The organism is Methylocystis sp. MJC1 (assembly GCF_026427715.1).
Classification (GTDB): domain Bacteria; phylum Pseudomonadota; class Alphaproteobacteria; order Rhizobiales; family Beijerinckiaceae; genus Methylocystis.
The window spans coordinates 783401-808337 of sequence record NZ_CP107558.1 but is presented as its reverse complement, the minus strand read 5'-3'; the positions used below and the strand labels follow the sequence as shown (position 1 = coordinate 808337).

The following is a 24937-nucleotide window of genomic DNA, read 5'->3' as shown; positions in this document are numbered from 1 at the left end:
CCGGCACAGGCCTTGCGGCCCTACGGATTTTCATACCCGCTACGGCTTTCGCCGCCCCGCGCGCGCGGGTTTGGGGTCTGGACTATCCCTTCGCCATAGCGCGAAAGCGCCTTAGGCGCCGCCCGTCTAGTCTCTACACCTTCCCGCCCCAAAGGGCGGGCTTGGCTCGGGATCGCCACTTTCGAGGTTTCCCCGACTTTGAGCGGTTCTACTCCGTCGGTTTCCCGGGTGGAGCACTCAAATTTCTTCAAGTCCGTTGCGTCTACCAGTTTCGCCACGCCCGCGATCTGGAGTGTAAGGCGCGTTATAGGGCGGGTCCGGCGACGGCGCCAAGCCTCATTTTAGTCTCACCGCCCCCGCGCCGGCTTGTGGATCGGCGCCTGGAAGGAGAGCCCCGTGTCCCAGGGAAAATAAATCCATGTGTCCTGCGAGACTTCGGTGACGAAAGTGTCCACCATCGGCAGGCCCTGCGGCTTGGCGTAGACGGTGGCGAAATGCGCTTTGGGGAGCATTTCGCGCACGGCCTTGGCGGTCGCCCCGGTGTCGACGAGATCGTCGATGACGAGCACCTCCTCGCTCGGGCGCGCCAGAATGGTTTCCGTGAGCGGTTTCAAGACCTCGAGCGCATCGCGCTCGGTCTCCTCGTGATAGCTGGCGACGCAAATGGTCTCGATGACGCGAATCCCTAATTCGCGTGCGATGATGCCGGCCGGCACCAGCCCGCCGCGGGTCACCGCGACGATCGCCGAGAAACCGCCGATTGCCGCAAGCCGCCAGGCGAGCGCGCGGACGTCCCTGTGGAACATGTCCCAGGAGACCGGAAAGATTTTTTCAGGGCCGCTCTCCGTCTGCATCCATTTTTCCGGACTCATAGCGCAAGCTCCGCAAGCATTGCGCGTACGGCCCGCGCCGCCAGCTCGAGGCTGGCGGCCTCGCGGCTGCGCAGCACGATCTGGTTACGAATTCCGGCGCTGGAGAAATGGGGATAGGAGCCGATGCTCACCCCCTCATACGCCTGGGCGATTGCTTCGAGCTTCAATGCGTAGGTCCCCTCCGGGATCGCGCCCGCTTCTACGGTTTCAACCTGGATGGGCGGGCCCGACCTGAGCAGCGGCCCGACCGTGTCCATCATCGACTGCATGATGACCGGCACGCCGGCCATGACGATTACATTGTCGATCCAGAAGCCGGGCGCCTTGGAAGCCGCGTTCCGCACCAGCGCCGCCCCTTCGGGAACCCGCGCCATGCGGCGGCGGGCGGAATTGAGCTCTTCTTCGGTAAAGCGCTCGCGCAGCAAAGCGATGGCGTCTGGATGTTCCACAACCTCTACGCCGAAGGCTTTCGCCACGGCGTCGGCGGTGATGTCGTCGTGGGTCGGGCCGATGCCGCCCGTTGTGAAAACGTAAGTATAGCGCGCGCGCAGGGCGTTGAGTGCCGCGACGATCTCCGGCTCGTCATCCGGGACCACGCGCGCCTCGCGCAGATCGACGCCGATCTGCGCCAGATAATTGGCGATATAGCGCGTATTCACATCCTGCGTGCGGCCGGACAGGATCTCATCGCCGATGATGAGAACCGCCGCCGTCGCGGGCGCTTCGCCTTTTCCGGCTTCTGTCATATCTGCCCGTCTCCCTGGAGGGATTATGGCGATGGCGGGCCGGAACGCCAAGCCTGTCGCCCGAGCGCGGCTGGCCAGCGCCGGGCGTGGCCTTCGCCGAGCGAAGCGGGGACGTTAAAGTCTCCGTCACCCCCGAGCAGGAGGCGGCGGCGTATCGCCGGCTCTGCGCGGAATGAGATGTAAATGGGCGTGGAAGATTTTCTGCCCCGCCGCCGCGCCAATATTCGAGCCGAAATTGAAGCCGGCGACACTGGGGTCGGCGCGCATGATCTTGCCGCGCAACGCGTCGGCAAGACGATGCATGCACTCACGCTCGTCCAGCGTCGTGTCGAAGACATCGAGAGCGTGCCGCTTCGGCAAGATCAGGCTGTGGAGCGGACGAACCGGATATTTGTCTTGAATGGCGAAAGCGAGATCGTTTTCGCAAAGAATCGGCTGCGAAGCTCGATAGCAGAATGGGCAGGGAGCGCTCGCCATTTAAAAATTCCCATAGAAACAAAAAAGCCGGAGCCAGGCGCAGCGCGTAGTTTGTCAACAAACCTGCGAGGCGGCCTCGTCCTTCGAGACGCGAGCTTCGCTCGCTCCTCAGGATGAGGCCTAAGTGTTTTACGTAAATAAAGAAGCCCCTCATGCTGAGGAACCTGCGCAGCAGGCGTCTCGAAGCACGAGGGGCTTCAACGCCACTCTGTCAGCAATCTGAGCGCGGAGCAACGCTCCGCGCGTGTGAGTGCTGTCGCGTTACGCGCGACGCGCCAGCGATCTTAAAAACCCCTGAGTATCGTCGCTCAAATCCTGCTCGATCGCCGGCGCCATTTTCAGCAGCATGTTGGCGATAAAAGCCTGATCGTTACGCGAGTCGGCGAGCGCCTCCTGCAACACGGGAACGCTGTCCTCGATATGTGCGAGAAAGGAGACGCCCTTCTCCAGCGTCTCGCTCCATTTGGTTCGCGTCCACACGGCAAGCGGATACATGATCTCCTGCACGAAATTGGATTGCCGCGCCTTTTCGAAGAAGCGCAGCCCCGCGTTCCAGTTCTCCCGCGCGCGCATGGGCGGCGGCGGAATATCGCCCCCGAGCATTTTATAGGCCGCTGCGCCGACATGGTCTTCGAGGCTCATCGGCGAGTCGTTCGCCGAACGGAAGTTCCAGAAAGCGACCGAGCCCGGGAAATCCTTGCCCAGGCTTTCGGCCAAGGCGGCCTCCACCTTGTCCACCGCCGCCTTGTCGCCTTTCAGCGCTGCGGTCATGCAAAAGGCGAAGACGGCGTCGTTGCCATAGCTGGCCGCGACGCCGCCCTTCATCTGCTGCGGCGTGAGGGTCGGCGTCACGCCATCGGCCGGGGCTTGAACGTCGCCCGCGCGCAGCGCCGTGATGAAGGTCGTGATCTCCAGCCAGGGGACATAATTGGCGATGAAAGCGTCGGGATCGACATAGACGATCGCTAGATTGATGAGCTTCTTGCGCCTTTGCAGCTCGGCCATATCCGTCATGAAAGCGTCCCCTTTCTCACTCGTCTGCAAGCATCACGCCGGTCACGCAGACGTCGCCGTCATCGACAACGAGCTTGACGGGAGTCAGGCGCCGCCCCTGGCAGGGACCGATGAAACATTCGCCCGTGTCGATATCGAATTGCGCATGATGGCGGCCGCATTCGATGAAATTGCCCTCTTCGTCCATGAACTGGCCCGGCTGCGCGTCGAGCCGGAGGCCCTCATGCGGGCAGGCGTTTTCGAATCCGTAGAAGTTGTTGCCCTTGCGCGTGACCACGATCGGCCAGGGCGATGTCTCCCCGCTCTCCTCGGCTTTCATCAGCACGAAGCCGTGGGCCTGGGCGTCGTCGATTTCGACTGTCCGACAAATCACAAAAAGCTCGTCCATAGGCCTGCCCCTTTCGAACAATGCCGAGCGCCTCGGTCGAAAGAGGCGGGTTGCCGTTCGGTTAGCAAGCGATGCGCCATCGCGCCCCGCCTTGACCATATGGTTAAATCACTATAGTTGAACCACGCTCGCGGGCCGGGCGAATGAACAGGCTTGATAAGATGAGTGAAAGCCAGCCGACGCCGAGACATGCGGAGGATCACATCCTCAAGGCGCAGCTGGTCCGTAAGATCGAGGCGCTTCTGAAGGCGCGCGGCCTCAAACAGGTCGAGGCGGCGCGGCTTTTCGGCGTCAGGCAGCCCGACGTCTCCAAGATGCTGCGCGGCGACTTCCGGCAGTTCTCCCTGGAGCGGCTCCTGCGCTTCCTGGTCGCGCTGGGCCAGGACGTCGAAATCGTCGTCACGCCGCATGGCGAGGGCGACGCGGCGGAAACCGCCACGCTTCGCATCGCATAGCGCTATGAAATTGAGCAAAAAGGACAAACCATGACCGCAGCCCTTCGCGCCAGTGACGCGCCGACCGCAGATGCGCTCGAAGCGAGCATTCAGAGCGCCAAAGCCGCGCTTTTAGACCTCGGCAAGGCGGACGGCCATTGGTGCTTCGAGCTGGAGGCGGACACCACCATCCCCGCCGAATATGTGCTGATGCGCCATTTCCGCGCCGAGCCGGTCGACGCCGAATTGGAGCGCAAGATCGCGGTCTATCTGCGCCGCATGCAGGGCGATCACGGCGGCTGGCCGCTGTTCCAGGACGGCGCATTCAACATCTCGGCCAGCGTGAAGGCCTATTTCGCGCTCAAGATGATCGGCGACGACATCGACGCCCCGCACATGGCGCGCGCCCGCGCGGCGATCCTCGCCCATGGCGGCGCGGCGAACTCCAATGTCTTCACGCGCTCGCTGCTCGCGCTTTACGGCCAGATCCCCTGGCGCGGCGTGCCGGTGATGCCGGTCGAGATCATGCTGCTGCCGAGGTGGTTTCCCTTCCATCTCGACAAGATTTCCTACTGGGGCCGCACGGTTCTCGTGCCGCTCCTGGTGCTGATGACCTATAAGCCGTGCGCGAAGAACCCGAAGAACGTCCATATCCAGGAGCTCTTCACGACGCCGCCGGAAGAGGTGAAGGTCTGGCCGAAGGGCGAGCATCAGACCTGGCCCTGGGCGCATATTTTCGGCGAGATCGACAAGCTGCTGCGCCTGCTCGAGCCTCATATGCCGAAGCGTTCGCGCGACTACTCCGTTCAGCTCGCCGAACGCTGGACGACCGAGCGCTTGAACGGCGTCGATGGTCTCGGCGCCATCTTCCCGGCGATGGTCAACAGCCTGCTGATGTATGACGCGCTCGGCGTCCCCGAGACCGACCAGCGCGTGAAGCACGCACGCGAGTCGATCGAGCGGCTGCTCGTCGTCAATGAAACGGAAGCCTATTGCCAGCCCTGCGTCTCGCCGGTGTGGGACACCTCGCTCGTGGCGCATGCGCTGCTGGAGACCGGCGACGCGGACGCGCGCGAGAAGGCGCGGGCCGCCTGCGATTGGCTCGCGCCCCTGCAGGTGCTGGATATGAAGGGCGACTGGGCGGTTCAGCGGCCCGGTTTGCGGCCCGGCGGCTGGGCGTTCCAATACGCCAATGCGCATTATCCGGACGTGGACGACACGGCCGTCGTCGCTACCGCCATGGACCGCCTCACCAGCGCCGAAGAGAAAAAGCCCTATGCCGAGCGCATCGCGCGCGCCAAGGAATGGGTCGTCGGCATGCAGTCGAAGAACGGCGGCTGGGGCGCCTTCGACGCCGACAACGTCTATCATTATCTCAACCACATCCCCTTCGCCGACCATGGCGCGCTGCTCGATCCGCCGACGGTGGACGTCTCGGCGCGCTGCATTTCCATGCTGGCGCAACTCGGCGACACGGTGGAATCGAGCGAATGCCTGCGGCGCGGCGTCGACTATCTGCTGAAAGAGCAGGAAAAGGACGGTTCCTGGTTCGGCCGCTGGGGCGCCAATTACATCTACGGCGCCTGGTCGGCGCTCTGCGCGCTCAACGCCGTCGGCCTGCCGCATGAGCACGAATCCTATCACCGAGCGGTGGACTGGCTCGTCTCGATCCAGAACGCGGACGGCGGCTGGGGCGAGGATCTCGCGAGCTACAAGCTCGACTACAAGGGCTATGAGCCCGCGCCCTCGACCTCTTCGCAAACCGCCTGGGCGCTGCTCGGCCTGATGGCGGCGGGCGAGGTCGATCATCCGGCGGTCGCACGCGGCGTCGCCTATCTGCAGGCGACGCAGGCTCAGGACGGACTCTGGAACGAGCCGCGCTTCACGGCGACCGGCTTCCCGCGCGTCTTCTACCTGCGCTACCACGGCTATCGCAGATTCTTCCCGCTCTGGGCGTTGGCGCGCTACCGCAACCTGCTGCAAACGAACAGCAAGCTGGTGCAGGTGGGGCTGTAAAGGCGGTTTCCCCGGCGATCGGCAATCTCGGCGCCCCCATCCCTCCCCTTTACGGGGGGGGGGGTGGCCCCGCGAAAGCGAGGTCGGGTGGGGTCCGGCCGAGATCACGCCCAAGATTGTCGCCCCAACCCCTGCCGGGTGGGTGGGGAGGGGGCGTATCGGCCCGCGCTCACCAGTCGATTTCCGCGCCCTTGTAATCGACGAATCTGCGCGTATCCGCGAGCGTCAGCCGCTCGATGACGCCAATAATGCCCGCGGCGCTGTCCTCGGCGCTGACCGGCGCGTTGGGCCCGCCCATATCGGTGCGCACCCAGCCCGGATGCATGGAAATGACTGGAATGCCTTCGGGCTTCAGATCGTCGGCGAGACATTGGACGATCTTGTTGAGCCCGGCTTTCGAGATGCGGTATCCGACGTTGAAGGTCCCTTCCAGCGCCATCGAGCCCAAGACGCTCGAGATCATCGCGATGCGCGGCCGCTCGGCCTGCTTGATGAGCGGCAAAAACGCCTGAGCGACGCGCAAAGGCCCGAGCGTATTGACGTTGACGAGATCGAGCACGCCGTCGAAATCCATATCGAGCGCCGATTGGCGCTGCGGCCCATAGGCGCCGGCGTTGGCGACAAGCGCGTCGATCGGCTCGCTCACCTCCGCGGCGGCCTCGCGGATTTGTGCGTCGTCGCGCGTGTCGAAGATGAGAATTTGCCCCCTGTCGCCCAGTGGCTCCAGCGCCTCCTGTAAGGCCGCGCGGCCGTTTTCACTCCGCACGCTCGCGCTCACGCGCTCACCCCTCAGCGCGAGCTGGCGCGCCAGCTCCAAACCAATGCCCCGGCTCGCGCCGGCAATGAGCCAATGCGACATCACCAATCTCCTGCAGCGCTTCGCTTCTCCATATAGCGCCGCGTTTTGTCTTTGGCTCTTACGGTGCTAGCCTTTGGTCGAGGAGGGCGCGTGACGACGGAAGCGACCGGCAACGCCAGCTATTTCGACGGCTCTATTGAAAGACGCCGCGCCGTCCAGCTCGTCTTCGGCCCCGCGCTCGAAATCACGGAAGACGGCGTCCTGCTCGCGGCTTGGCCCTATGCGGACGTGCGCCGCGTGCCGCCGCCCGGCGGCGTCATGCGCCTCATGGCGCTCGGCGGGCCGAAGGGCGCCCGGCTCGAAGTGGACGATCCGCAAACGCAGACCGACGTCGTGCGCCACTGCCTCCTGCTCTTGGGCGAGAGGGAGACGCCCAATCCCGAGGGGCGCAAGAGGCTCATCTATGGCCTCGCCGCAAGCGTGATGCTGGGCGCCTTCCTCTGGGGCGGCGTGCCGCGCACGGCCGATCTCATCGCCCCCGCCATTCCCGTGGCGTGGGAAAAGAAGCTCGGCGCGGGCGCCGACGAAGAAGCGCGCAAGACCTTCCCGGGCAAAAGCTGCCAAACGCCCAAGGGCATGGAGGCCTTGCAGAAAGTCTCGCGCCGCCTCGAGGCCGCCGCCCATCTGCGCCTGCCCGCGACGATCGAGGTCCTTTCGTCAAAGACCCCGAACGCTTTCGCCTTGCCCGGCGGCAAGATCTACTTGCTCTCGGGCTTGTTGGATAAAGCCTGGTCGCAGGACGAAGTCATCGGCGTGCTCGCCCATGAGCTCGGCCATCTGGAACACCGCGACCATCTGCGCCGCATCATAGAGACAGGCGGCACGGCCATGCTTGTCGGCCTGGTCTTCGGCGACGTGACCGAGGCCTCGGCCATGGTCGTCGTCGGCAATTCCTTGTTCAACGCCGCCCATTCGCGCGAAAACGAGGCCCAGGCCGACGCCTTCGCCGCCAAGACCCTCGGCGCGCTCGGCCGGCCCGCGAAACCCATGGGTGAATTGCTGGTGCGGATCACGGGGGAGGACGACGGCGGGCCCCTGAGCATTCTTCACGACCACCCGCTCAGCGCGGATCGGCTGGAGGCGCTCGAGGCGGCCGACAAGGGCGAGACGGCGACGCCGCTTTTAAGCGACGAAGAGTGGGCGGCGCTGAAGGGGATTTGCGGCTAGCGCCGCTTACGTCATTGCTTCGCTCCGCTCGCAGTGACGGAGAGCGCGGGTGAAGGGGCTCGCGCCCCCTCACATCGCCGCTGCGTGGGTTTCTTCGATCCGCGCCACGCCGGACTTCACCGCCGCCTGCACCTTCTCGAAGGCGCGGACTTCGATCTGCCGCACGCGCTCGCGGGAGACGCCGAACTCCTCGGAAAGTTGCTCGAGCGTCACCGGATCGTCGGCGAGGCGGCGCGCCTCGAAGATGCGGCGTTCGCGCGGATTGAGCACGTCGAGCGCGCCGCGCAGCGCCTTCAAGCGATTGCTGCTCTCCTCCTGCGCGGCGAGGACGCGCTCCTGGTCGTCGCTGTCGTCGACGAGCCAATCCTGCCATTCGCCTTCCCCTTCCTCCCGCAGCGGCGCGTTGAGCGAGGCGTCGCCGCCCATACGGCGGTTCATCTCGATCACGTCCTGCTGCGAGACCCCGAGGCGCGTCGCAATCTTCTCGACATTCTCGGGCCGCAGATCGCCCTCCTCGAAGGCGGAGATGCGGCTCTTGGCCTTGCGGAGGTTGAAGAAGAGCTTCTTCTGGCTGGCGGTGGTGCCCATTTTGACGAGCGACCATGAGCGCAGGATATATTCTTGAATGGACGCGCGGATCCACCACATCGCATATGTGGCGAGGCGGAAGCCGCGATCCGGCTCGAAGCGCTTGACGGCCTGCATCAGGCCGACATTGCCTTCGGAGACGATCTCGCCGATCGGCAGGCCGTAGCCGCGATAGCCCATGGCGATCTTGGCCACGAGGCGCAGATGCGAGGTGACAAGCTTCTGAGCAGCCTTCGGGTCTTCATGTTCGCGCCAACGCTTGGCGAGCATATATTCCTGCTGCGGCTCCAGCATGGGGAACCGGCGGATTTCGGCAAGGTAGCGGGCGAGCCCGCCTTCCGCGACGATGGGCAAAGCATTCGCCATATTCGTCCCTCCCCTGACGGGCTCCCGGGGCGGCAAGCCCGCGATGGTCGATCGCGCATTCGCCGATCGCAACAAGGATAGTATAGGCCGGAAACGCCGGGCAGGAAAATGACTGCTACGTGACAACTCGCTAAAGTCGGGATTAAGATTCCGTAATAAAGGCCCGGCGAAAGCGTCGCCGGGGAGGTTCCGACACTTCGCGAAGCTTAAGATTCTATTTAGTGATGCCGCCCAGGACGCCGCGCAAGATTTCCTTGGCGATGCGATTTCCCGCTGTGCGCGCCGCGCTTTGGACCGCCGAGCGCAGCGCGGCCTCGGCGGGCGAGAGCTTCTGTCCCTTGGCCGAACCGAAAAGCTTGCCCAACACGCCGCCGATGGTCCCGATCAAGCCGCCGCCTGCGGCGTTTTGTCCGCCCCCTTGCAGGGTCTCGTAGGCCGAGTCGCGGTCGATGGGCGTGTCATATTTGCCGGAGAATTTGCTCTCGCCCATGACGGCGGCGCGCTCTTGCGGCGTCACGGGCCCGACGCGGGCGGCGGGCGGCGCGATTAGCACGCGGTCGACGATCTCCGGCGCGCCCTTGTCGCCCAGCATGGAGACGAGCGCCTCGCCGACGCCAAGATGCATAATGGCGTCCGCCGTGTCGAAGGACGGGTTCTTGCGGAAGGTCTCGGCCGCCGCGCGCACCGCTTTCTGGTCGCGCGGCGTGAAGGCGCGCAGCGCGTGCTGAATGCGATTGCCGAGTTGGCCCAGCACGGTATCCGGCACGTCGAGCGGATTCTGCGTGATGAAATAGACGCCGACGCCCTTCGAGCGGATGAGCCTGACCACCTGCTCGATCGCCGAGAGCAGCGCCTTTGGCGCATCGTCGAAAAGGAGATGCGCTTCGTCGAAGAAGAAGACGAGCTTGGGTTTGTCCTGATCGCCGACCTCGGGAAGCGTCTCGAAAAGCTCCGAGAGCATCCACAAAAGGAAAGTGGCGTAGAGCTTCGGCGCGCGCATCAGCTTGTCAGCGGCGAGAATGTTCACCACGCCGCGTCCGTCGCGATCCGTCCGGATGAAATCGGTAATCTCCAGCGGCGGCTCGCCAAAGAACTTGTCGCCGCCCTGCGTCTCCAGCACGAGAAGCTGGCGCTGAATCGCGCCGACGCTCGCCGGTGCGATATTGCCGTATTTCACCTTGAATTCGGCTGCGTTGTCGGCGACATGGGCGAGCGCGGCGCGAAGATCCTTCAGATCGAGGAGCAAAAGCCCCTGCTCGTCCGCGACCTTGAAGACGATGTTGATGACGCCTTCCTGCGTGTCGTTGAGGTCGAGCAGGCGCGAAATAAGCAGCGGGCCCATTTCCGAGACGGTGGCGCGCACCATGTGCCCTTGCTCGCCGAAGACGTCCCAATAGACGACAGGAAAGCGATCCGGCTGATAGTCGAGGCCGATTTCCTCGGCGCGCTTGACGAAAGCAGGCTTGGAGTCGCCGGGCTGGGAGAGGCCCGAGAGGTCGCCCTTTACATCGGCGAGGAAGACCGCGGTTCCCGCGTTGGAGAAGCCTTCGGCGAGGAGCTGCAACGACACCGTTTTGCCACCGCCGGTCGCGCCGGAAATGAGGCCATGGCGATTACCGAGCGACAGTGTCAGATAGCGATAGGCTCGAGCATGCTGCCCATGTGTCGCGCCCACGAGAATCTTGCCGGGGACGGCGGTGGGACAGCTTTCACTCGTTCCGGTCATGAGGCGCCGCTTTCACTGGGAATCAATGGCGAAAGAGGCTACATCATTCCCGAGCTTCCCGCATCCGCGCCGCAATGCAGCATAACCGCCGACGATCAAAAGCCGTGGCTTGGCGAATGCGCGCCGGCGAGCTAAATTCGTTATCGGAGAGGTTCGCCGTTGCACGACCGGGCGCATGCGGCAAGCGCCCGAAGCCGCGGCCGGCAACCCTCTAGCTTGCAGCCGCGGTCAATCTGGAGAAGAAGAGCCAGCGGCGCTGTTTGGACTCAAGGCCATCCTGCCGTCATCGCAGGAGAGACTGCCGCGACGCCTCGCGGGGAGGCCGAAGACGGCGCTCTCGGCGCGCGGCTTCGATCCATGCAGTGACACGCATAACGTGGAAGAGCGCATATCGTTTTTGTCGACTGGCGCAAGAGTTCAAAATCAGAAGAAACCGCCGCAAGAGACGGCCAAAAAGACGCAGGGAAGGCACGCATGTCCAGAGGGTCGGTGAGAGGGAACGGCAGGAACAAGCGCGGCGATAAAAAGGCGGCGAGCGGCCCGGGCGTCTCGAAAGGCCTGCTCATCGGCGCTGGCGCTGTTTTCGCCCTTGTCTTCGGCGTCTTTGTCGCCGTGACGAGCAACACGCCTCCCGCGCCGCCGGCGTCCGCCATCGGCGGTCCTTTTCAGCTCACGTCGCAGACGGGCGCGCAGATCAATGAGAAGGATTTGCTCGGCAAGCCCTATCTCATCTTCTTCGGCTACACGCATTGTCCAGACGTGTGCCATACGACGCTCTTCGAGATGTCCGAGATTTTGCGCGCGCTCGGTTCCTACGCGAAGGTCGGCGGGCTATTCGTCACCGTCGATCCGGAGCGCGACACCCAGGAGGTGTTGAAGGACTATCTCGCCAGTTTCGATCCGCGCATCACCGGCCTCACGGGCCCCCGCGCACAGCTCGAACCGATGCTGCGCTCTTATCGCATCTACGCGAAGCGTGCGCCCGGCAAGGATGAAGACTATGCCGTGGATCATACCACGGTCGTCTATCTTATGGATAAGAACGGCCGCTTCGTGACCTCCTTCAACGTCAACCGGAAGCCCGAGGAAGCGGCGAAGGAACTCGCGCGTTACCTGTGACGCGCCTCACCGTGGCGCAGGACGACTCGCAAGTCTACGCCAAGCAAATTTTTTGCGGTAGTTGCGTTTTTCGAACTCGCGACTCACGCAGCCTTTCGCTAGCATGTTCGCATGCTTCGCCTTTTGCGCGACGGCCCCTCCGGCAAGGGTTCGTCTCTCATTACACTTGAACACGCCGGCGAAACCATCGTCGTCGCCTTGCGCCGCGCGACCACCGCGCGGCGTTTTACCCTAAGGGTTCGATTCGCCGCGCGCGACGCGGTTCTCACCATGCCGAGCCGCGCATCGATTCGCGAGGCGCGCGCTTTCGCCCAGCGCCACGCCGGATGGATCGCCACGCGATTGAACCGGCTCCCGGCAACGATTCCTTTCGCGCATGGCTCTCTCATTCCGCTGCGCGGAGTCGATCACGCCATCATTCATTTGCCCGAGCGGCGCGGCACGGTGTGGGTGGAGGAGCGCGACGATGTCGAGACGCAGCTCGCAATTTGCGTTGCGGGCCAAGCCGAACATGTGCACCGGCGCGTGCAGGATCACTTCAAGCGCGAGGCGCGGCGGGACCTCGAAGACGCCGTCGCGCGGCACACGTCGGCGCTGGAGCTGCCGCCTCGCGGCGTCGGGCTGCGCGATCCGGTGAGCCGATGGGGTTCGTGCTCCTCGACGGGATCGCTGAATTTTTCATGGCGGCTGATCATGGCGCCGCCTCTCGTGCTCGACTATCTCGCGGCCCATGAGGTTGCGCATCTGGTGCATCTCGACCATTCGCCGCGATTCTGGTCGCTCGCGCGTCGCCTTTGTTCCGACACGGATCGCGCCGAAGCTTGGCTCTCGGCGCATGGCGCGCATCTGCATAAATATGGAGCCAAAGGATGATGCTCGACCGGCGGCGGCTCATCGCCGCGACGGCGCTTCTTCCGTTCGCCGCCCGGGCGCAAGCTGGGATCAAAACCGGGAAACGTCTTCTCGTCCTCGATTTCGAGATTATCGACACCTCCAACGAGCCCATCGACCAGCGCGCCGATCACGCGCGGCGGCTCACGGATGTGCGCAACGCCATCGCCTCGGGGCTCGCGGCGCAGGGAACCTATGAGATCGTCGACCGCGCAGTCGTGCAGGAGGCGCTCGATCGGACCCTGGCCCAGACCTATATTCGCACCTGCAATTGCGCCGCAGCGCTCGGTAAGGAGGCCGGGGCCGACCTCGTGATGACCGGCCTCGTCAACAAGGTGAGCACGCTGATATTGAGCCTGGGCGTCTCCATCACGCGGGTGTCGTCTGGCGAGCTTATCTTTCATCAAGGATTCGACTTCCGCGGCGACAACGACCAGTCCTACGCGCGGGCGGCGAAATTCTTCACCGAGCGGCTGGCGCGCGACCCGGCGATCTGAGAGGGCGAAAGAGATGAGCGAGTGCGACAGCGGCAAAGCCCCTCCGCCATGGAGCGCCGTCTTTGCCCGGCCGCGCGGGGCGCTGCTGCAAGAGCTCGTCACGCGCGCTCAATCCCTGCCGCCGATCCGCATGGGGGTGGTTCACCCCTGTGACCGGCCGTCGCTCGAAGGCGCGCTGGCCGCGCGTGACAAGGGGCTGATCGTGCCCACGCTGATCGGCCCCTGCAAGAAAATGGAGGCGGCTGCGCGCGAGGCCGGCGTCTCGCTCGAGGACGTCGACATCGTCGAGGCCCCGCATAGCCACGCAGCGGCCGATCAGGCGGTCGAGCTGGTGCGGCGCGGCAAGCTTCACGCCATCATGAAGGGCGCGCTGCACACCGACGAGCTGATGGCGGCCGTGGTGCGCGACGGCACGGGGCTGCGCACCGATCGGCGCATTAGCCATGTCTTCGTGATCGACGCGCCGACCTATCATAAGCTCCTGCTCGTCACCGACGCGGCGATCAATATCGGCCCCACGCTCGACATCAAGCGCGACATCGTGCGCAATGCGGTCGACCTCGCCCACGCCATCGGCATAGCGCTCCCGAAGGTCGCTATCCTCTCGGCGGTCGAGACGGTCGAGCCGAAAATCCCTTCGACCGTGGAAGCCGGCGCATTGTGCAAGATGGCGGACCGCGGCCAGATCGCCGGCGCGATCCTCGACGGCCCGCTCGCCTTCGACAACGCCATTTCCCGCGACGCCGCCGATGCCAAGCACATTGTCTCCGAGGTGGCGGGCGATCCGGACATCCTCGTCGCCCCCGACCTGGAATCCGGGAATATTCTGGCCAAGCAGCTGGTGTTTCTGGCTGGCGCCGACACGGCGGGCATCGTGCTGGGCGCCCGTGTTCCCATTGTTTTGACCAGCCGCGCCGACGACGTGAAGTCGCGCGTCGCCTCCTCGGCCCTGGCCCAGCTTTTCGCCCACCGGCCGAGGGCGACGACCTAGCGCGCTTTCCGCTCGCATGGAATCATGCGAGCGATTAGAAAGCGCGCAGATTCAAAAAGCTGGAGCGCATTCTTTTCGCAAAAGTCTGTCAACTTTTGCGGAATGCGCTCTAGCCTCGACAGAAGCCCCCGCGCGTGGCAGAAGGCCTGTGAAATCTTTCAGGCAGCGGGGCAGGCTCTGGCTTCCGCCGTCATTGCGAGGGGAAAGCCGCCAAGCAAGCCAGGGGTCGCCATCGCCGCCCTGGATTGCTTCGCTTCGCTCGCAATGACGGGCGCTTACCGCCTATTCCGCAAACAGACGCGCCGACATGACCGACATCGTGAAACTCGAAGAAGACACGCTCCGCCAGATCGCCGAGGCCGCTGACGAGCCGGCGCTCGAGGCCGTGCGTCTCGCCGCGCTCGGCAAGAAGGGGGCGATTTCGGCGCTGCTGTCGACGCTCGGCAAAATGTCGCCCGAGGAGCGCAAGACCGAAGGCGCCAAGATCAATGCGCTGAAGGACAAGGCGACCGAGGCGCTCGCCGCCCGCCGCGCCGCGCTCGCCGAGGCGGCGCTGGAGGCGCGGCTCAAGGCCGAAACGCTCGACGTGACGCTCCCCGCGGCGCGGAGCCCGCTGGAGCGCGGTCGCATCCATCCGATTTCTCAGGTGATGGACGAGCTTTCGGTCATTTTCGCGGATATGGGCTTCGCGGTGGCCGAGGGGCCGGATATCGAAAGCGACGACTATAATTTCACCAGGCTGAACTTCCCCGAGGGCCATCCCGCCCGCGAGATGCAGGACACGTTCTTCCTCTCTCCGGAGGCGGGCGAGAAAAAGCTGCTGCGCACCCATACGAGCCCGGTGCAGGTGCGCACCATGCTCTCCCAAAAGCCGCCGATCCGCGTCATCTGCCCGGGGCGCGTCTATCGCTGCGATTTCGACCAGACCCATACGCCCATGTTCCATCAGGTCGAGGGGCTGGTCATCGACCAATCGACGCATCTGGGGCACCTCAAATGGGTGCTGGAGGAGTTCCTCAAGAGCTTCTTCGAGGTGAAGGGCGTGAAGCTGCGTTTCCGCCCCTCCTTCTTTCCCTTCACCGAGCCCTCGATGGAGGTCGACGTGCAGTGCCGGCGCCAGGGCGGCGAAATCCGCTTCGGCGAGGGCGAGGATTGGATGGAGATTCTGGGCTGCGGCATGGTGCATCCCAATGTGCTGCGCAACTGCGGGCACGACCCGGACGTATACCAGGGCTTCGCCTTCGGCGTGGGCATCGACCGCCTGGCCATGCTGAAATACGGCATGTCGGACCTGCGCGCCTTCTTCGACGCCGACACCCGCTGGCTGGAGCATTATGGGTTCAGGCCACTGGACTTCCCGACGCTCGCGGGCGGGTTGAGCGGTTGAGCAGAAGAGGAAAAGTCGAATGACTGTCTCAGCCTCGACGAGATGCGCAATCGAACGGGCTCTCATTCAAACGCTCGGCCCCTCTGCGATAGACCATGTGGTGATTCGCGAGGAGCTCAATCACGCTGACGAAGAAGCTTTGTTCCTGGAAGTCGTTATGAAGCGAAGCGACCAGCCGCTGTCGACGGATAAGTCAATCGACGCAAGAGTTGCCGTGAGCGATGCGCTATTGGCAATCAGGGATTCTCGCTTCCCTTACATGAAATTCACGCATCCCGAGGACGTCTCTGTGGAAGACGAATCATTCGAGCCACATTCGACGCGTTCTCACTGATGATCGACGACCTCCTCGACATTGCGGAAGAACTCGCGGGAAGAGACAAAGGAAAGCCACGACAAGCCAGCCTACGGCGCGCTATGTCGTCGGCATATTACGCGGTCTTCAATACGCTCGCATGGATGTGCGCAGATACGCTTATTGGAACTCGTATCGATTGGCAGGCGTCCCGCGTCATACATCGAGCTCTCGACCATGAAGCCGTGCGCCGAGTCTTTCAGCAGGCGCGTGACGAGAAAGCCTTCGGATCAATCGTCAAGCATCTCAGCCCCGTGATACTCGAACTTCAAGAGGCGCGCGAGAGCGCCGATTACGACCCAGAATGGTCCGGCCATTCCAGAGATGAAGTGCGTAGATTGGTTGCAGGCGCCAGAGACGCTGTAGAAAAGATTCGCACCCTCGACGAAGCAACCAAGCGATTGCTCTCGGTCAATCTGATCAGCAAGCCTAGGCGGGCCAGCAGAACGCAAAACCGGAATTTGGCACAATGAAACTGACCCTCTCCTGGCTCAAAGAGCATCTCGACACTTCCGCCACGCTCGCCGAGATCGTCGAGACGCTCACGCGCATCGGCCTCGAAGTCGAGCATGTGCACGATCCCGCCGCGCAGCTGAAAGCCTTCACCATCGCGCAAATCGCCGAGGAGGAGCAGCACCCGAACGCCGACCGGCTTCGCGTCTGCAAGGTCGATACAGGCGCTGGCGATCTGGTGCAGGTCGTCTGCGGCGCGCCCAATGCGCGCGCCGGCCTCAAGACGGTCTTCTCGGCCCCGGGCACATATATTCCAGGCAAAAAGATCACGCTGGGCAAGGGCGTCATTCGCGGGGTCGAGTCGCTCGGCATGATGTGCTCCTTCGAGGAGCTCGACCTTGCGACGGAAAGCGAAGGCATCATCGAGCTGCCCGAGGACGCCCCGGTCGGAGCCATCTACGCGCAATGGGCGGGGCTCGACGATCCGGTCATAGAGATTAACCTCACGCCCAATCGTCCCGACGCCGCCGGCGTCTATGGCGTCGCACGAGACCTCGCGGCGGCGGGGCTCGGCGTGCTGAAGGAGAAGGACATTCTCCCTGTCGAGGGCAAGTTCCCCTGCCCCGTCGGAGTGACGCTCGATTTCACGGAAGACGACAGACATCTCGCGCCCTTCTTCGGCCTGCGCCTGGTGAAGGGCGTCAAGAACGGCCCAAGTCCGTCGTGGCTGCAAAAGCGTCTGCGCGAGATTGGCCTGCGTCCCATCAATGCGCTCGTCGACATCACCAATTTTCTCACCTTCGACCGCGCTCGCCCGCTGCATGTCTTCGACGCCAATAAGGTGAAGGGCAATCTTGCCGTACGGCGCGCGCGCGCCGGTGAGACGCTGCTCGCGCTCGACGGCAAGACGCATGCGCTCGACGAGACCATGGTGGTCATCGCGGACGACAATGGCGTCGAATCCATCGCTGGCGTCATGGGCGGTGAGGTTTCCGGCTGCAGCGCCGACACGACCGACGTGCTGATCGAGTCGGCGCTGTGGGACCCGCAGAACATCGCCCACACAGGCCGCAAGCTCGGCATCGTCACCGACGCGCGCTACCGTTTCGAGCGCGGCGTGGACGCCGACTTCGCTCTCCCGGGAATAGAGCTCGCGACGCAGCTCGTCTTGCAGCTTTGCGGCGGCGAGGCTTCTCAGCTCGTTATCGCCGGCGCGGTCCCACGCAACGCGCGCGTCGTGGATTTCCCCTGGAGCGAGACGCAGCGCCTCGCGGGCGTCGACGTGACGCAAGCGGAGGCGACCGCCATTCTCGAGCGCCTGGGCTTCACCGTCGAAAAGACCGGAACGGAGCGCGCCAATATCACCGCGCCGACGTGGCGGCCGGACATCGAGGGCAAGGCGGATATCGTCGAGGAGATCGTCCGCATCTATGGCGTCGATAATGTGCCTTCGACGCCACTGCCGCGCGCAGAGGGCGTCGCGGCCGCCGTGCTGACGCTGATGCAGAAACGCGCCCGCAACGCCCGCCGTGCGCTGGCCTCGCAGGGGCTCGTCGAGGCCGTCACCTGGTCCTTCGTCTCCAAGGAGCAAGCGGAAGTTTTCGGCGGCGGGACGCCGGGTCTGGCGCTGGCCAATCCGATCGCGGCCGATCTTTCCGACATGCGCCCGAGCCTGCTGCCGGGGCTCGTCGCCGCCGCCCATCGCAACGCCGCGCGCGGGCTGGGCGACCAGGACCTCTTCGAGGTCGGCCAAATCTTCATCGACCCCTCGGAGAAGGGCCAACGCCTCGCCGCCGCCGGCATTCGCCGCGGTCTTGCTGGTGCCGGCCGGCACTGGTCCGCACCCGCGCAGCGCGCCGGCGCCTTCGACGCCAAAGCCGATGTAATGGCGCTCCTGGGCGCGCTTGGCGTGGCGACCGGCGGCCTGCAGGTCGTCCCCGGCGGGCCAGCCTGGTTCCATCCGGGCCGTTCTGCGACGCTGCAATTCGGCCCCAAGGCCGTCGTCGGCTATTTCGGCGAATTGCATCCGCGCGCGCTGAAGGCGCTCGACGTCGAGGGACCGATCGCAGCGTTCGAGATCATTCTCGACGTGCTGCCGGCCCCCAAGGCAAAGCCGACCAAGATCAAGCCGAAGCTCGACCTCTCCGATCTTCAGCCGCTCTCGCGCGACTTCGCCTTCATCGTCGACCGCTCGGCGCCGGCGGGCAATCTCGTCAAGGCTGTGGCGGGCTCAGACAAAACGCTCATCACGGATGTCAGCGTCTTCGACGTCTATGAGGGCGTCGGCGTGCCCGAGGGCAAGAAGTCCGTCGGCGTCGCCGTAACGCTCCAGCCGCGCGAAAAGACGCTGACCGACGCCGAGATCGAGGCCGTCGCGCAGAAGATCGTCGCCGAGGCGAGCAAGAAGACTGGGGCGACGCTGCGGTGAGGTCCAGCGAGCACGAAGATCCCCGCCGTCATTGCGAGGCGCGCAGCGACGAAGCAATCCAGAGCCGGCGCGCCACCCCTGGATTGCTTCGCTTCGCTCGCAACGACGTTCTCTTGGCTATCCTCGCCCTTTTCCTGGCGTCTCCCGCCCTCGCCGGTCCGCGCAAGATAGACGACTGCGAGGCGATCAAGGACGCCAACGCCTATAATCTCTGCCTCGCCTCTTTCGGGCCGATGCGGGGCCAACATGGCGCGAGCTATCCAGGGATTGCGGCCGAAGGCGAAAAGGGAACCCTTGGCAGGAGCCACGCGGCGAAAGCCAGCGCCTCCAACCGAGCAATGGGGTACGGCGGGAATATGTTCCGCGCCCGCTCGGGGCGCATACGCATGGAGTTCGCGCCTGGGCGGCGGTAATCACATCATCCGCCCGGACAACCCCAAATTTATCTCTTGGCAAACGCGCGCGGCCCCATTAAATAGGCCGTTCCGGGGCTAGACACGCAATCGGCCCCGATTTCAGTTTTGAAGCTTCCGTCCGAACCTCGGCTTTGTCAATGGCATGCAGGGAAAGACGGTGGATAGGCCGGCGGACCCGGGGCTGTAGCCTCGCGTCCTGTCCGGCCATGTCCTGTCCGAGACTGCCGGCGCCGGCGCGGAGTTGTCCACAGCTCCAAGCGGCTCAATCGCCCGGAGGGCCTCAGAGCAATCTGTCGTCCGAAGGCGGCCTGCACAGACGGGGAAACCGGAATTTTTTGGCCGCTGGCGGAAACGTCACCGTCCTTCGAATTTGGTTCGCGCCCCTTCAACCGGAGCGGTTCGCCAGCTGGCGCTTCGTTTCGGGGACAGGATCTACGGCGCCGCCTGCTTTCCCGCGGGCGGCATGTCGCAACTGGCGGGGTTTCCCGCCTGTTAGAAGAGAGCAACCGTGGATAGAGCGGAGAAAAAAGAAGCCGTAGCGGAGCTGCAGCAGGTCTTTTCGAAGGCCGGCGCAGTTGTCGTTGCGCACTACTCCGGCTTGACCGTCGCCCAGATGCAGAGGCTGCGCAAGCAGGCTCGCGAAGCGGGCGCAACCGTTCAGGTCGCCAAGAACCGCCTCGCCAAGATCGCTCTGGATGGCACGAGCGTCGCCGACATCAGCCCCTTGCTCAAGGGGCCGACCCTGATCGCCTATTCGGACGATCCGGTGGCGGCGCCGAAGGTCGCCGTGGCATTCGCCAAGGATCACGACAAATTCGTGATTTTGGGCGGCGCCATGGGCGCCACGCTGCTGAATACGGACGGCGTCAAGTCGCTTGCGACCCTGCCGTCTCTCGACGAGCTGCGCGCCAAGCTCGTGGGCCTCATCAATGCGCCCGCGACCAAGATCGCCCAGCTCTCGACCGCGCCAGCCGCCAAGCTCGCGCGCGTGTTCGGAGCCTACGCCAAGAAGGACGCGGCCTAAGAGGCTCGCAGAACCAAATCGAACCAAATTCAAAGGACGCTACAAATGGCTAATCTCGAAAAGATCGTCGAAGACCTCTCGGCTCTCACCGTCCTCGAGGCGGCTGAGCTCGCCAAGCTGCTCGAAGAGAAGTGGGGCGTCTCCGCCGCCGCCGCCGTCGCCGTCGCCGCTGCTCCGGCCGGCGCCGCCGCTCCGGCCGCTGAAGAGAAGACCGAGTTCAACGTGATCCTGGCTTCGGCCGGCGACAAGAAGATCGAGGTCATCAAGGAGGTCCGCGCGATCACCGGCCTCGGCCTGAAGGAAGCCAAGGATCTCGTCGAAGGCGCTCCGAAGCCCGTCAAGGAAGGCGCTTCGAAGGAAGAGGCCGAGAAGATCAAGGCGACCCTCGAGAAGGTCGGCGCCAAGGTCGAGCTCAAGTAAGCTCGTTAACTGTTTCCCCTCTCCCGCTCCGGCGGGAGAGGGTTTTGGACGAAGGTACGAAAGCGAGGCGAATAGCGAATGGCGAAGCGCGAATAGGTCTATTCGCAACTCGCTATTCGCTATTCGCTTTCCATCACAAGAGGCTCGAAAAGCGACATGGCTCAGACGTCGGCCCGCAAGTTCACCGGTCGCAAGCGCACCCGCAAATTCTTCGGACACATCCGGGAAGCCGCGGCGATGCCCAACCTGATTGAAGTGCAGAAGGCCTCCTACGATCAGTTCCTGCTCGTCGACGAACCCAAGGGCGGCCGCCCCGACGAAGGCCTTCAATCCGTCTTCAAATCCGTCTTCCCGATCTCCGACTTTTCCGGCGTTTCTCTGCTCGAATTCGTGCGCTACGAGTTCGAGCAGCCGAAATATGACGTCGACGAATGCCGCCAGCGCGGCATGACTTTCGCCGCGCCGCTGAAGGTGACGCTGCGCCTGATCGTGTTCGACGTCGATCCTGACACGCAGGCGAAGTCCGTCAAGGACATCAAGGAGCAGGACGTCTACATGGGCGACATGCCCTTCATGACGTCGAACGGCACCTTCGTCGTCAACGGCACCGAGCGCGTCATCGTCTCGCAGATGCACCGCTCGCCGGGCGTGTTCTTTGACCACGACAAGGGCAAGAGCCACTCCTCTGGCAAGCTGCTGTTCGCCGCGCGCATCATTCCCTATCGCGGCTCCTGGCTCGACATCGAATTCGACGCCAAGGATATCGTCTATGCGCGCATCGACCGCCGCCGTAAGATTCCGGTGACGTCACTGCTCTTCGCCCTCGGCCTCGACGGCGAAGAAATTCTGTCGACCTTCTACAAGACCATCACCTACGCCGCCGATGGCGAGAACTGGCGCATGCCCTTCGACGCCGAGCGCATAAAGGGCGTGAAGGCCGTCGCCGACATGATCGACGCCGACACCGGCCAGGTCATTCTCGAAGCCGGCAAGAAGCTCGCCGTGCGCGCCGCGCGCCAGCTCGCCGAAAAGGGCGTGAAGGCGATCCGCGTTTCGGCGGAGGACCTCTACGGCCAGTATCTTGCGCAGGATCTCTTCGATCCGGCGACTGGCGAAATCTTCGCCGAAGCTGGCGACGAAATTACGGCGAAGACCCTTCCGACGCTGCTCGAGAAGGGTTTCGACGAGCTGCCGATTCTCGACATCGATCACATCAACATCGGTCCCTACATCCGCAACACGCTCGCGGTGGACAAGAACTCGAGTCGCGAAGAAGCGCTGTTCGACATCTACCGCGTGATGCGCCCCGGCGAGCCGCCGACGATGGACACGGCGGAAGGCATGTTCCATTCGCTGTTCTTCGACGCCGAGCGCTACGACCTCTCGGCCGTCGGCCGCGTGAAGATGAACATGCGCCTCGATCTCGATGCGCCCGACACTGTGCGCACGCTGCGCCGCGAGGACATTCTCGCAGTGGTGAAGGCGCTCGTCGATCTGCGCGACGGTCGCGGCGAAATCGACGACATCGACCATCTCGGCAACCGTCGCGTCCGCTCGGTCGGCGAGCTGATGGAAAATCAGTATCGCCTCGGCCTGCTACGCATGGAGCGCGCGATCAAGGAGCGCATGTCCTCGGTCGACATCGACACGGTCATGCCGCAGGATCTGATCAACGCCAAGCCCGCCGCCGCGGCGGTGCGCGAGTTCTTCGGCTCCTCGCAGCTCTCGCAGTTCATGGATCAAACCAACCCGCTCTCCGAGATCACGCATAAGCGTCGTCTCTCGGCGCTGGGTCCGGGCGGCCTGACGCGCGAGCGCGCCGGCTTCGAAGTGCGCGACGTCCACCCGACGCATTACGGCCGCATCTGCCCGATCGAGACGCCGGAAGGTCCGAACATCGGCCTCATCAACTCGCTCGCGACCTTCGCGCGCGTGAACAAATACGGCTTCATCGAAGCGCCCTACCGCCGCGTGCGCGACAGCAAGGTGACAAATGAAGTCGCCTATCTCTCGGCGATGGAAGAGGCGAAATATCACGTCGCCCAGGCCAATGCGCCGATCGACGCGGAAGGCAATCTTCTCGAAGACCTCGTGCTGTGCCGTCACGCCGGTGACGTCATGCTCGTCCCGCGTGAAAAAGTCGACGCGATGGACGTGTCGCCCAAGCAGCTCGTCTCGGTCGCCGCGGCGCTCATCCCGTTCCTCGAGAACGACGACGCCAACCGTGCGCTCATGGGCTCGAACATGCAGCGTCAGGCCGTGCCGCTGGTGAAGGCCGACGCGCCGCTCGTCGGCACGGGCATGGAGGCCGTGGTCGCCGCCGACTCGGGCGCCGCCATCTCCGCGCGCCGCACCGGCATCGTCGACCAGATCGACGCAACCCGTATCGTCGTCCGCGCGACGGAAGACCTCGATCCGGCGAAGCCCGGCGTCGACATCTACCGACTGATGAAGTTCCAGCGCTCGAACCAGTCGACCTGCATCAACCAGAAGCCGCTCGTTCGCGTCGGCGATCTGGTGAAGAAGGGCGACATCATCGCCGACGGCCCCTCGACGGACCTCGGCGATCTGGCGCTCGGCCGCAACGTGCTCGTCGCCTTCATGCCGTGGAACGGCTACAACTTCGAAGACTCAATCCTCCTCAACGAGCGCATCGTGAAGGAGGACGTCTTCACCTCGATCCATATCGACGAATTCGAGGTGATGGCGCGCGACACCAAGCTCGGCCCCGAGGAAATCACCCGCGATATTCCCAACGTCTCGGAGGAGACGCTGAAGAATCTCGACGAAGCGGGCATTGTCTATATCGGCGCCGAGGTGCAGGCGGGCGACATTCTCGTCGGCAAGATCACGCCAAAGGGCGAAAGCCCGATGACGCCGGAAGAAAAACTGCTGCGCGCCATCTTCGGCGAGAAGGCTTCGGACGTTCGCGACACCTCCCTGCGCGTGCCGCCGGGCGTGCAGGGCACGATCGTCGAAGTGCGCGTCTTCAACCGCCACGGCGTCGAGAAGGACGAGCGCGCCCAGGCGATCGAGCGCGAGGAGATCGAACGTCTCGCCAAGGACCGCGACGACGAGCTCGCCATCCTCGACCGCAACACCTATGCGCGTCTCGCCGAGACGCTCATCGGCAAGAACGCGATCGCCGGCCCGAAGAGCTTCAAGAAGGATCAGGCGCTCACGCAGGCGATCCTCGACGAATATCCCCGCTCGCAGTGGTGGACCTTCGTCATCGAGGACGACGCGCTGATGGCCTCGATCGAAGCCGTCCGCAAGCAATACGACGAATCGAAGAAGGGCCTCGAAAATCGCTTCCTCGACAAGGTCGAAAAGCTGCAGCGCGGCGACGAGCTGCCGCCCGGCGTGATGAAGATGGTCAAGGTCTTCGTCGCGGTGAAGCGCAAGATTCAGCCCGGCGACAAGATGGCTGGCCGCCACGGCAACAAGGGCGTCGTCTCGCGCATCGTGCCGCAGGAGGACATGCCCTTCCTCGAGGACGGCACGCCTGTCGATATCGTGCTCAACCCGCTGGGCGTGCCATCGCGCATGAACGTCGGCCAGATCCTGGAGACGCATCTGGGCTGGGCCTGCGCCGGTCTCGGCAAGCAGGTGGGCCGCGCCGTCGACGCTTATATGAAGTCGAAGGACGCGAGCGTTCTGCGCGACGCGCTGACCGACGTCTATGGCAAGGACGAGGAGATCGACACCCTCGACGAAAGCGTGCTGCTGGAGACCGCGAAGGATCTCCGCCGCGGCGTGCCGATCGCGACGCCGGTATTCGACGGCGCGCGCGAGAAGGACATCGTCGACATGCTGATCAAGGCGGGCCACCAGACCTCGGGTCAGGTGACGCTCTTCGATGGGCGGACCGGCGAACCCTTCGACCGTAAGGTGACCGTGGGCTACATCTATATGCTGAAGCTCCACCACCTGGTCGACGACAAGATCCATGCGCGCTCGATCGGGCCTTACTCGCTCGTCACCCAGCAGCCGCTGGGCGGCAAGGCGCAGTTCGGCGGCCAGCGTTTCGGCGAAATGGAGGTCTGGGCGCTCGAAGCCTATGGCGCCGCCTATACGTTGCAGGAAATGCTGACGGTGAAATCGGACGACGTCGCGGGCCGCACAAAGGTCTACGAATCGATCGTTCGCGGCGACGACACCTTCGAATCGGGCATTCCGGAGAGCTTCAACGTGCTCATCAAGGAAATGCGTTCGCTGGCGCTCAATGTCGAGCTCACCAACGCGACCCCCGAGGATGAAGAGCTCGCGCCGCCGACCGCCGCGGAGGCTGCGGAGTAGTCCG

The 24937-nt window shown here is 64.1% G+C and carries 22 protein-coding genes; 14 read left to right on the top strand and 8 right to left on the bottom strand.

Annotated elements, in window-relative coordinates; genetic code table 11:
* Positions 1 to 347 precede the first annotated feature (347 nt).
* The 5 genes from gpt to OGR47_RS03945 all read right to left on the bottom strand — a co-directional run bounded on the left by gpt (position 348) and on the right by OGR47_RS03945 (position 3497).
* Positions 348 to 872, bottom strand: coding sequence for a xanthine phosphoribosyltransferase (gpt, locus tag OGR47_RS03965; protein WP_246729643.1), 525 nt, complete (start codon positions 870 to 872; stop codon positions 348 to 350).
* The gene (locus tag OGR47_RS03960; RefSeq protein ID WP_165051016.1) at positions 869 to 1618 is read right to left on the bottom strand and encodes a competence/damage-inducible protein A; all 750 of its coding nucleotides are present in this window, start codon (positions 1616 to 1618) and stop codon (positions 869 to 871) included. The genes gpt and OGR47_RS03960 overlap by 4 nt, the downstream gene beginning before the upstream one ends.
* A 126-nt stretch (positions 1619 to 1744) precedes the next feature.
* Positions 1745 to 2095 (bottom strand): HIT family protein, encoded by a 351-nt coding sequence (locus tag OGR47_RS03955; RefSeq protein ID WP_165051018.1) that lies wholly within the window; start codon positions 2093 to 2095, stop codon positions 1745 to 1747.
* Between the two features lie 261 nt (positions 2096 to 2356).
* Complete coding sequence (locus OGR47_RS03950) at positions 2357 to 3109, bottom strand: hypothetical protein (RefSeq protein WP_165051021.1); 753 nt, start codon at positions 3107 to 3109, stop codon at positions 2357 to 2359.
* A gap of 16 nt (positions 3110 to 3125) precedes the next feature.
* On the bottom strand, positions 3126 to 3497 hold the full coding sequence (locus OGR47_RS03945) for a Rieske (2Fe-2S) protein (RefSeq protein ID WP_165051023.1): 372 nt from the start codon (positions 3495 to 3497) through the stop codon (positions 3126 to 3128).
* A gap of 161 nt (positions 3498 to 3658) precedes the next feature.
* On the opposite strand from OGR47_RS03945, the gene OGR47_RS03940 reads away from it, so the two are divergent.
* Both OGR47_RS03940 and shc read left to right on the top strand, forming a co-directional pair.
* Positions 3659 to 3952, top strand: coding sequence for a helix-turn-helix domain-containing protein (locus OGR47_RS03940; RefSeq protein WP_165051025.1), 294 nt, complete (start codon positions 3659 to 3661; stop codon positions 3950 to 3952).
* Positions 3953 to 3982: 30 nt separating this feature from the next.
* Positions 3983 to 5947: a squalene--hopene cyclase gene (gene shc / locus OGR47_RS03935; protein ID WP_165051027.1), complete on the top strand. Its 1965-nt coding sequence runs from the start codon at positions 3983 to 3985 to the stop codon at positions 5945 to 5947.
* 169 nt (positions 5948 to 6116) lie between these two features.
* Here the strand turns inward: shc and OGR47_RS03930 are convergent, their stop codons facing one another.
* On the bottom strand, positions 6117 to 6806 hold the full coding sequence (locus tag OGR47_RS03930; protein WP_165051029.1) for an SDR family oxidoreductase: 690 nt from the start codon (positions 6804 to 6806) through the stop codon (positions 6117 to 6119).
* A 90-nt stretch (positions 6807 to 6896) separates the two neighbouring features.
* On the opposite strand from OGR47_RS03930, the gene OGR47_RS03925 reads away from it, so the two are divergent.
* Positions 6897 to 7973 carry a M48 family metallopeptidase gene (locus OGR47_RS03925; protein ID WP_165051032.1) on the top strand — a complete coding sequence of 359 codons (1077 nt, stop codon included), beginning with the start codon at positions 6897 to 6899 and terminating at the stop codon, positions 7971 to 7973.
* Between the two features lie 69 nt (positions 7974 to 8042).
* Here OGR47_RS03925 and rpoH read toward each other — a convergent pair whose 3' ends face one another.
* Complete coding sequence (gene rpoH, locus OGR47_RS03920; protein ID WP_165051034.1) at positions 8043 to 8927, bottom strand: RNA polymerase sigma factor RpoH; 885 nt, start codon at positions 8925 to 8927, stop codon at positions 8043 to 8045.
* 214 nt (positions 8928 to 9141) lie between these two features.
* The gene (locus OGR47_RS03915; protein WP_165051036.1) at positions 9142 to 10653 is read right to left on the bottom strand and encodes a helicase HerA-like domain-containing protein; all 1512 of its coding nucleotides are present in this window, start codon (positions 10651 to 10653) and stop codon (positions 9142 to 9144) included.
* Between the two features lie 474 nt (positions 10654 to 11127).
* Here OGR47_RS03915 and OGR47_RS03910 point away from each other — a divergent pair, with 474 nt between their 5' ends.
* The 11 genes from OGR47_RS03910 (at position 11128) to rpoB (ending at position 24933) form a co-directional block, all read left to right on the top strand.
* A complete protein-coding gene (locus OGR47_RS03910) occupies positions 11128 to 11772 on the top strand; it encodes an SCO family protein (protein WP_165051038.1) in 645 nt (214 codons plus the stop codon).
* Positions 11773 to 11883: 111 nt separating this feature from the next.
* A complete protein-coding gene (locus OGR47_RS03905; protein ID WP_165051040.1) occupies positions 11884 to 12645 on the top strand; it encodes a M48 family metallopeptidase in 762 nt (253 codons plus the stop codon).
* Positions 12642 to 13160, top strand: coding sequence for a DUF3280 domain-containing protein (locus OGR47_RS03900; RefSeq protein WP_246729644.1), 519 nt, complete (start codon positions 12642 to 12644; stop codon positions 13158 to 13160). Before OGR47_RS03905 ends, OGR47_RS03900 begins: the two co-directional genes overlap by 4 nt.
* A gap of 13 nt (positions 13161 to 13173) precedes the next feature.
* Positions 13174 to 14151 carry a bifunctional enoyl-CoA hydratase/phosphate acetyltransferase gene (locus tag OGR47_RS03895; protein ID WP_165051043.1) on the top strand — a complete coding sequence of 326 codons (978 nt, stop codon included), beginning with the start codon at positions 13174 to 13176 and terminating at the stop codon, positions 14149 to 14151.
* 307 nt (positions 14152 to 14458) lie between these two features.
* On the top strand, positions 14459 to 15538 hold the full coding sequence (gene pheS / locus OGR47_RS03890) for a phenylalanine--tRNA ligase subunit alpha (protein ID WP_165051045.1): 1080 nt from the start codon (positions 14459 to 14461) through the stop codon (positions 15536 to 15538).
* Positions 15539 to 15871: 333 nt separating this feature from the next.
* Entirely contained in the window at positions 15872 to 16366 is a 495-nt protein-coding gene (locus tag OGR47_RS03885; protein WP_165051049.1) for a hypothetical protein, read from the top strand.
* Positions 16363 to 18774, top strand: coding sequence for a phenylalanine--tRNA ligase subunit beta (pheT, locus tag OGR47_RS03880; protein ID WP_165051052.1), 2412 nt, complete (start codon positions 16363 to 16365; stop codon positions 18772 to 18774). Before OGR47_RS03885 ends, pheT begins: the two co-directional genes overlap by 4 nt.
* A 113-nt stretch (positions 18775 to 18887) precedes the next feature.
* A complete protein-coding gene (locus tag OGR47_RS03875; RefSeq protein WP_165051054.1) occupies positions 18888 to 19187 on the top strand; it encodes a hypothetical protein in 300 nt (99 codons plus the stop codon).
* Positions 19188 to 19698: 511 nt separating this feature from the next.
* A complete protein-coding gene (gene rplJ / locus OGR47_RS03870; RefSeq protein ID WP_165051056.1) occupies positions 19699 to 20214 on the top strand; it encodes a 50S ribosomal protein L10 in 516 nt (171 codons plus the stop codon).
* Between the two features lie 45 nt (positions 20215 to 20259).
* Positions 20260 to 20634 (top strand): 50S ribosomal protein L7/L12, encoded by a 375-nt coding sequence (rplL, locus tag OGR47_RS03865; RefSeq protein WP_165051058.1) that lies wholly within the window; start codon positions 20260 to 20262, stop codon positions 20632 to 20634.
* 156 nt (positions 20635 to 20790) lie between these two features.
* Positions 20791 to 24933 carry a DNA-directed RNA polymerase subunit beta gene (gene rpoB / locus OGR47_RS03860; RefSeq protein ID WP_165051060.1) on the top strand — a complete coding sequence of 1381 codons (4143 nt, stop codon included), beginning with the start codon at positions 20791 to 20793 and terminating at the stop codon, positions 24931 to 24933.
* Positions 24934 to 24937 lie beyond the last annotated feature (4 nt).

What these genes read in the sequence shown, in the direction of transcription:
- gpt (WP_246729643.1), bottom strand. Translation starts at nt 872, where the DNA reads ATGAGTCCGGAAAAATGGATGCAGACGGAGAGCGGCCCTGAAAAAATC.
- OGR47_RS03960 (WP_165051016.1), bottom strand. Translation starts at nt 1,618, where the DNA reads ATGACAGAAGCCGGAAAAGGCGAAGCGCCCGCGACGGCGGCGGTTCTC.
- OGR47_RS03955 (WP_165051018.1), bottom strand. Translation starts at nt 2,095, where the DNA reads ATGGCGAGCGCTCCCTGCCCATTCTGCTATCGAGCTTCGCAGCCGATT.
- OGR47_RS03950 (WP_165051021.1), bottom strand. Translation starts at nt 3,109, where the DNA reads ATGACGGATATGGCCGAGCTGCAAAGGCGCAAGAAGCTCATCAATCTA.
- OGR47_RS03945 (WP_165051023.1), bottom strand. Translation starts at nt 3,497, where the DNA reads ATGGACGAGCTTTTTGTGATTTGTCGGACAGTCGAAATCGACGACGCC.
- OGR47_RS03940 (WP_165051025.1), top strand. Translation starts at nt 3,659, where the DNA reads ATGAGTGAAAGCCAGCCGACGCCGAGACATGCGGAGGATCACATCCTC.
- shc (WP_165051027.1), top strand. Translation starts at nt 3,983, where the DNA reads ATGACCGCAGCCCTTCGCGCCAGTGACGCGCCGACCGCAGATGCGCTC.
- OGR47_RS03930 (WP_165051029.1), bottom strand. Translation starts at nt 6,806, where the DNA reads ATGTCGCATTGGCTCATTGCCGGCGCGAGCCGGGGCATTGGTTTGGAG.
- rpoH (WP_165051034.1), bottom strand. Translation starts at nt 8,927, where the DNA reads ATGGCGAATGCTTTGCCCATCGTCGCGGAAGGCGGGCTCGCCCGCTAC.
- OGR47_RS03915 (WP_165051036.1), bottom strand. Translation starts at nt 10,653, where the DNA reads ATGACCGGAACGAGTGAAAGCTGTCCCACCGCCGTCCCCGGCAAGATT.
- OGR47_RS03910 (WP_165051038.1), top strand. Translation starts at nt 11,128, where the DNA reads ATGTCCAGAGGGTCGGTGAGAGGGAACGGCAGGAACAAGCGCGGCGAT.
- OGR47_RS03905 (WP_165051040.1), top strand. Translation starts at nt 11,884, where the DNA reads ATGCTTCGCCTTTTGCGCGACGGCCCCTCCGGCAAGGGTTCGTCTCTC.
- OGR47_RS03900 (WP_246729644.1), top strand. Translation starts at nt 12,642, where the DNA reads ATGATGCTCGACCGGCGGCGGCTCATCGCCGCGACGGCGCTTCTTCCG.
- OGR47_RS03895 (WP_165051043.1), top strand. Translation starts at nt 13,174, where the DNA reads ATGAGCGAGTGCGACAGCGGCAAAGCCCCTCCGCCATGGAGCGCCGTC.
- pheS (WP_165051045.1), top strand. Translation starts at nt 14,459, where the DNA reads ATGACCGACATCGTGAAACTCGAAGAAGACACGCTCCGCCAGATCGCC.
- OGR47_RS03885 (WP_165051049.1), top strand. Translation starts at nt 15,872, where the DNA reads ATGATCGACGACCTCCTCGACATTGCGGAAGAACTCGCGGGAAGAGAC.
- pheT (WP_165051052.1), top strand. Translation starts at nt 16,363, where the DNA reads ATGAAACTGACCCTCTCCTGGCTCAAAGAGCATCTCGACACTTCCGCC.
- rplL (WP_165051058.1), top strand. Translation starts at nt 20,260, where the DNA reads ATGGCTAATCTCGAAAAGATCGTCGAAGACCTCTCGGCTCTCACCGTC.
- rpoB (WP_165051060.1), top strand. Translation starts at nt 20,791, where the DNA reads ATGGCTCAGACGTCGGCCCGCAAGTTCACCGGTCGCAAGCGCACCCGC.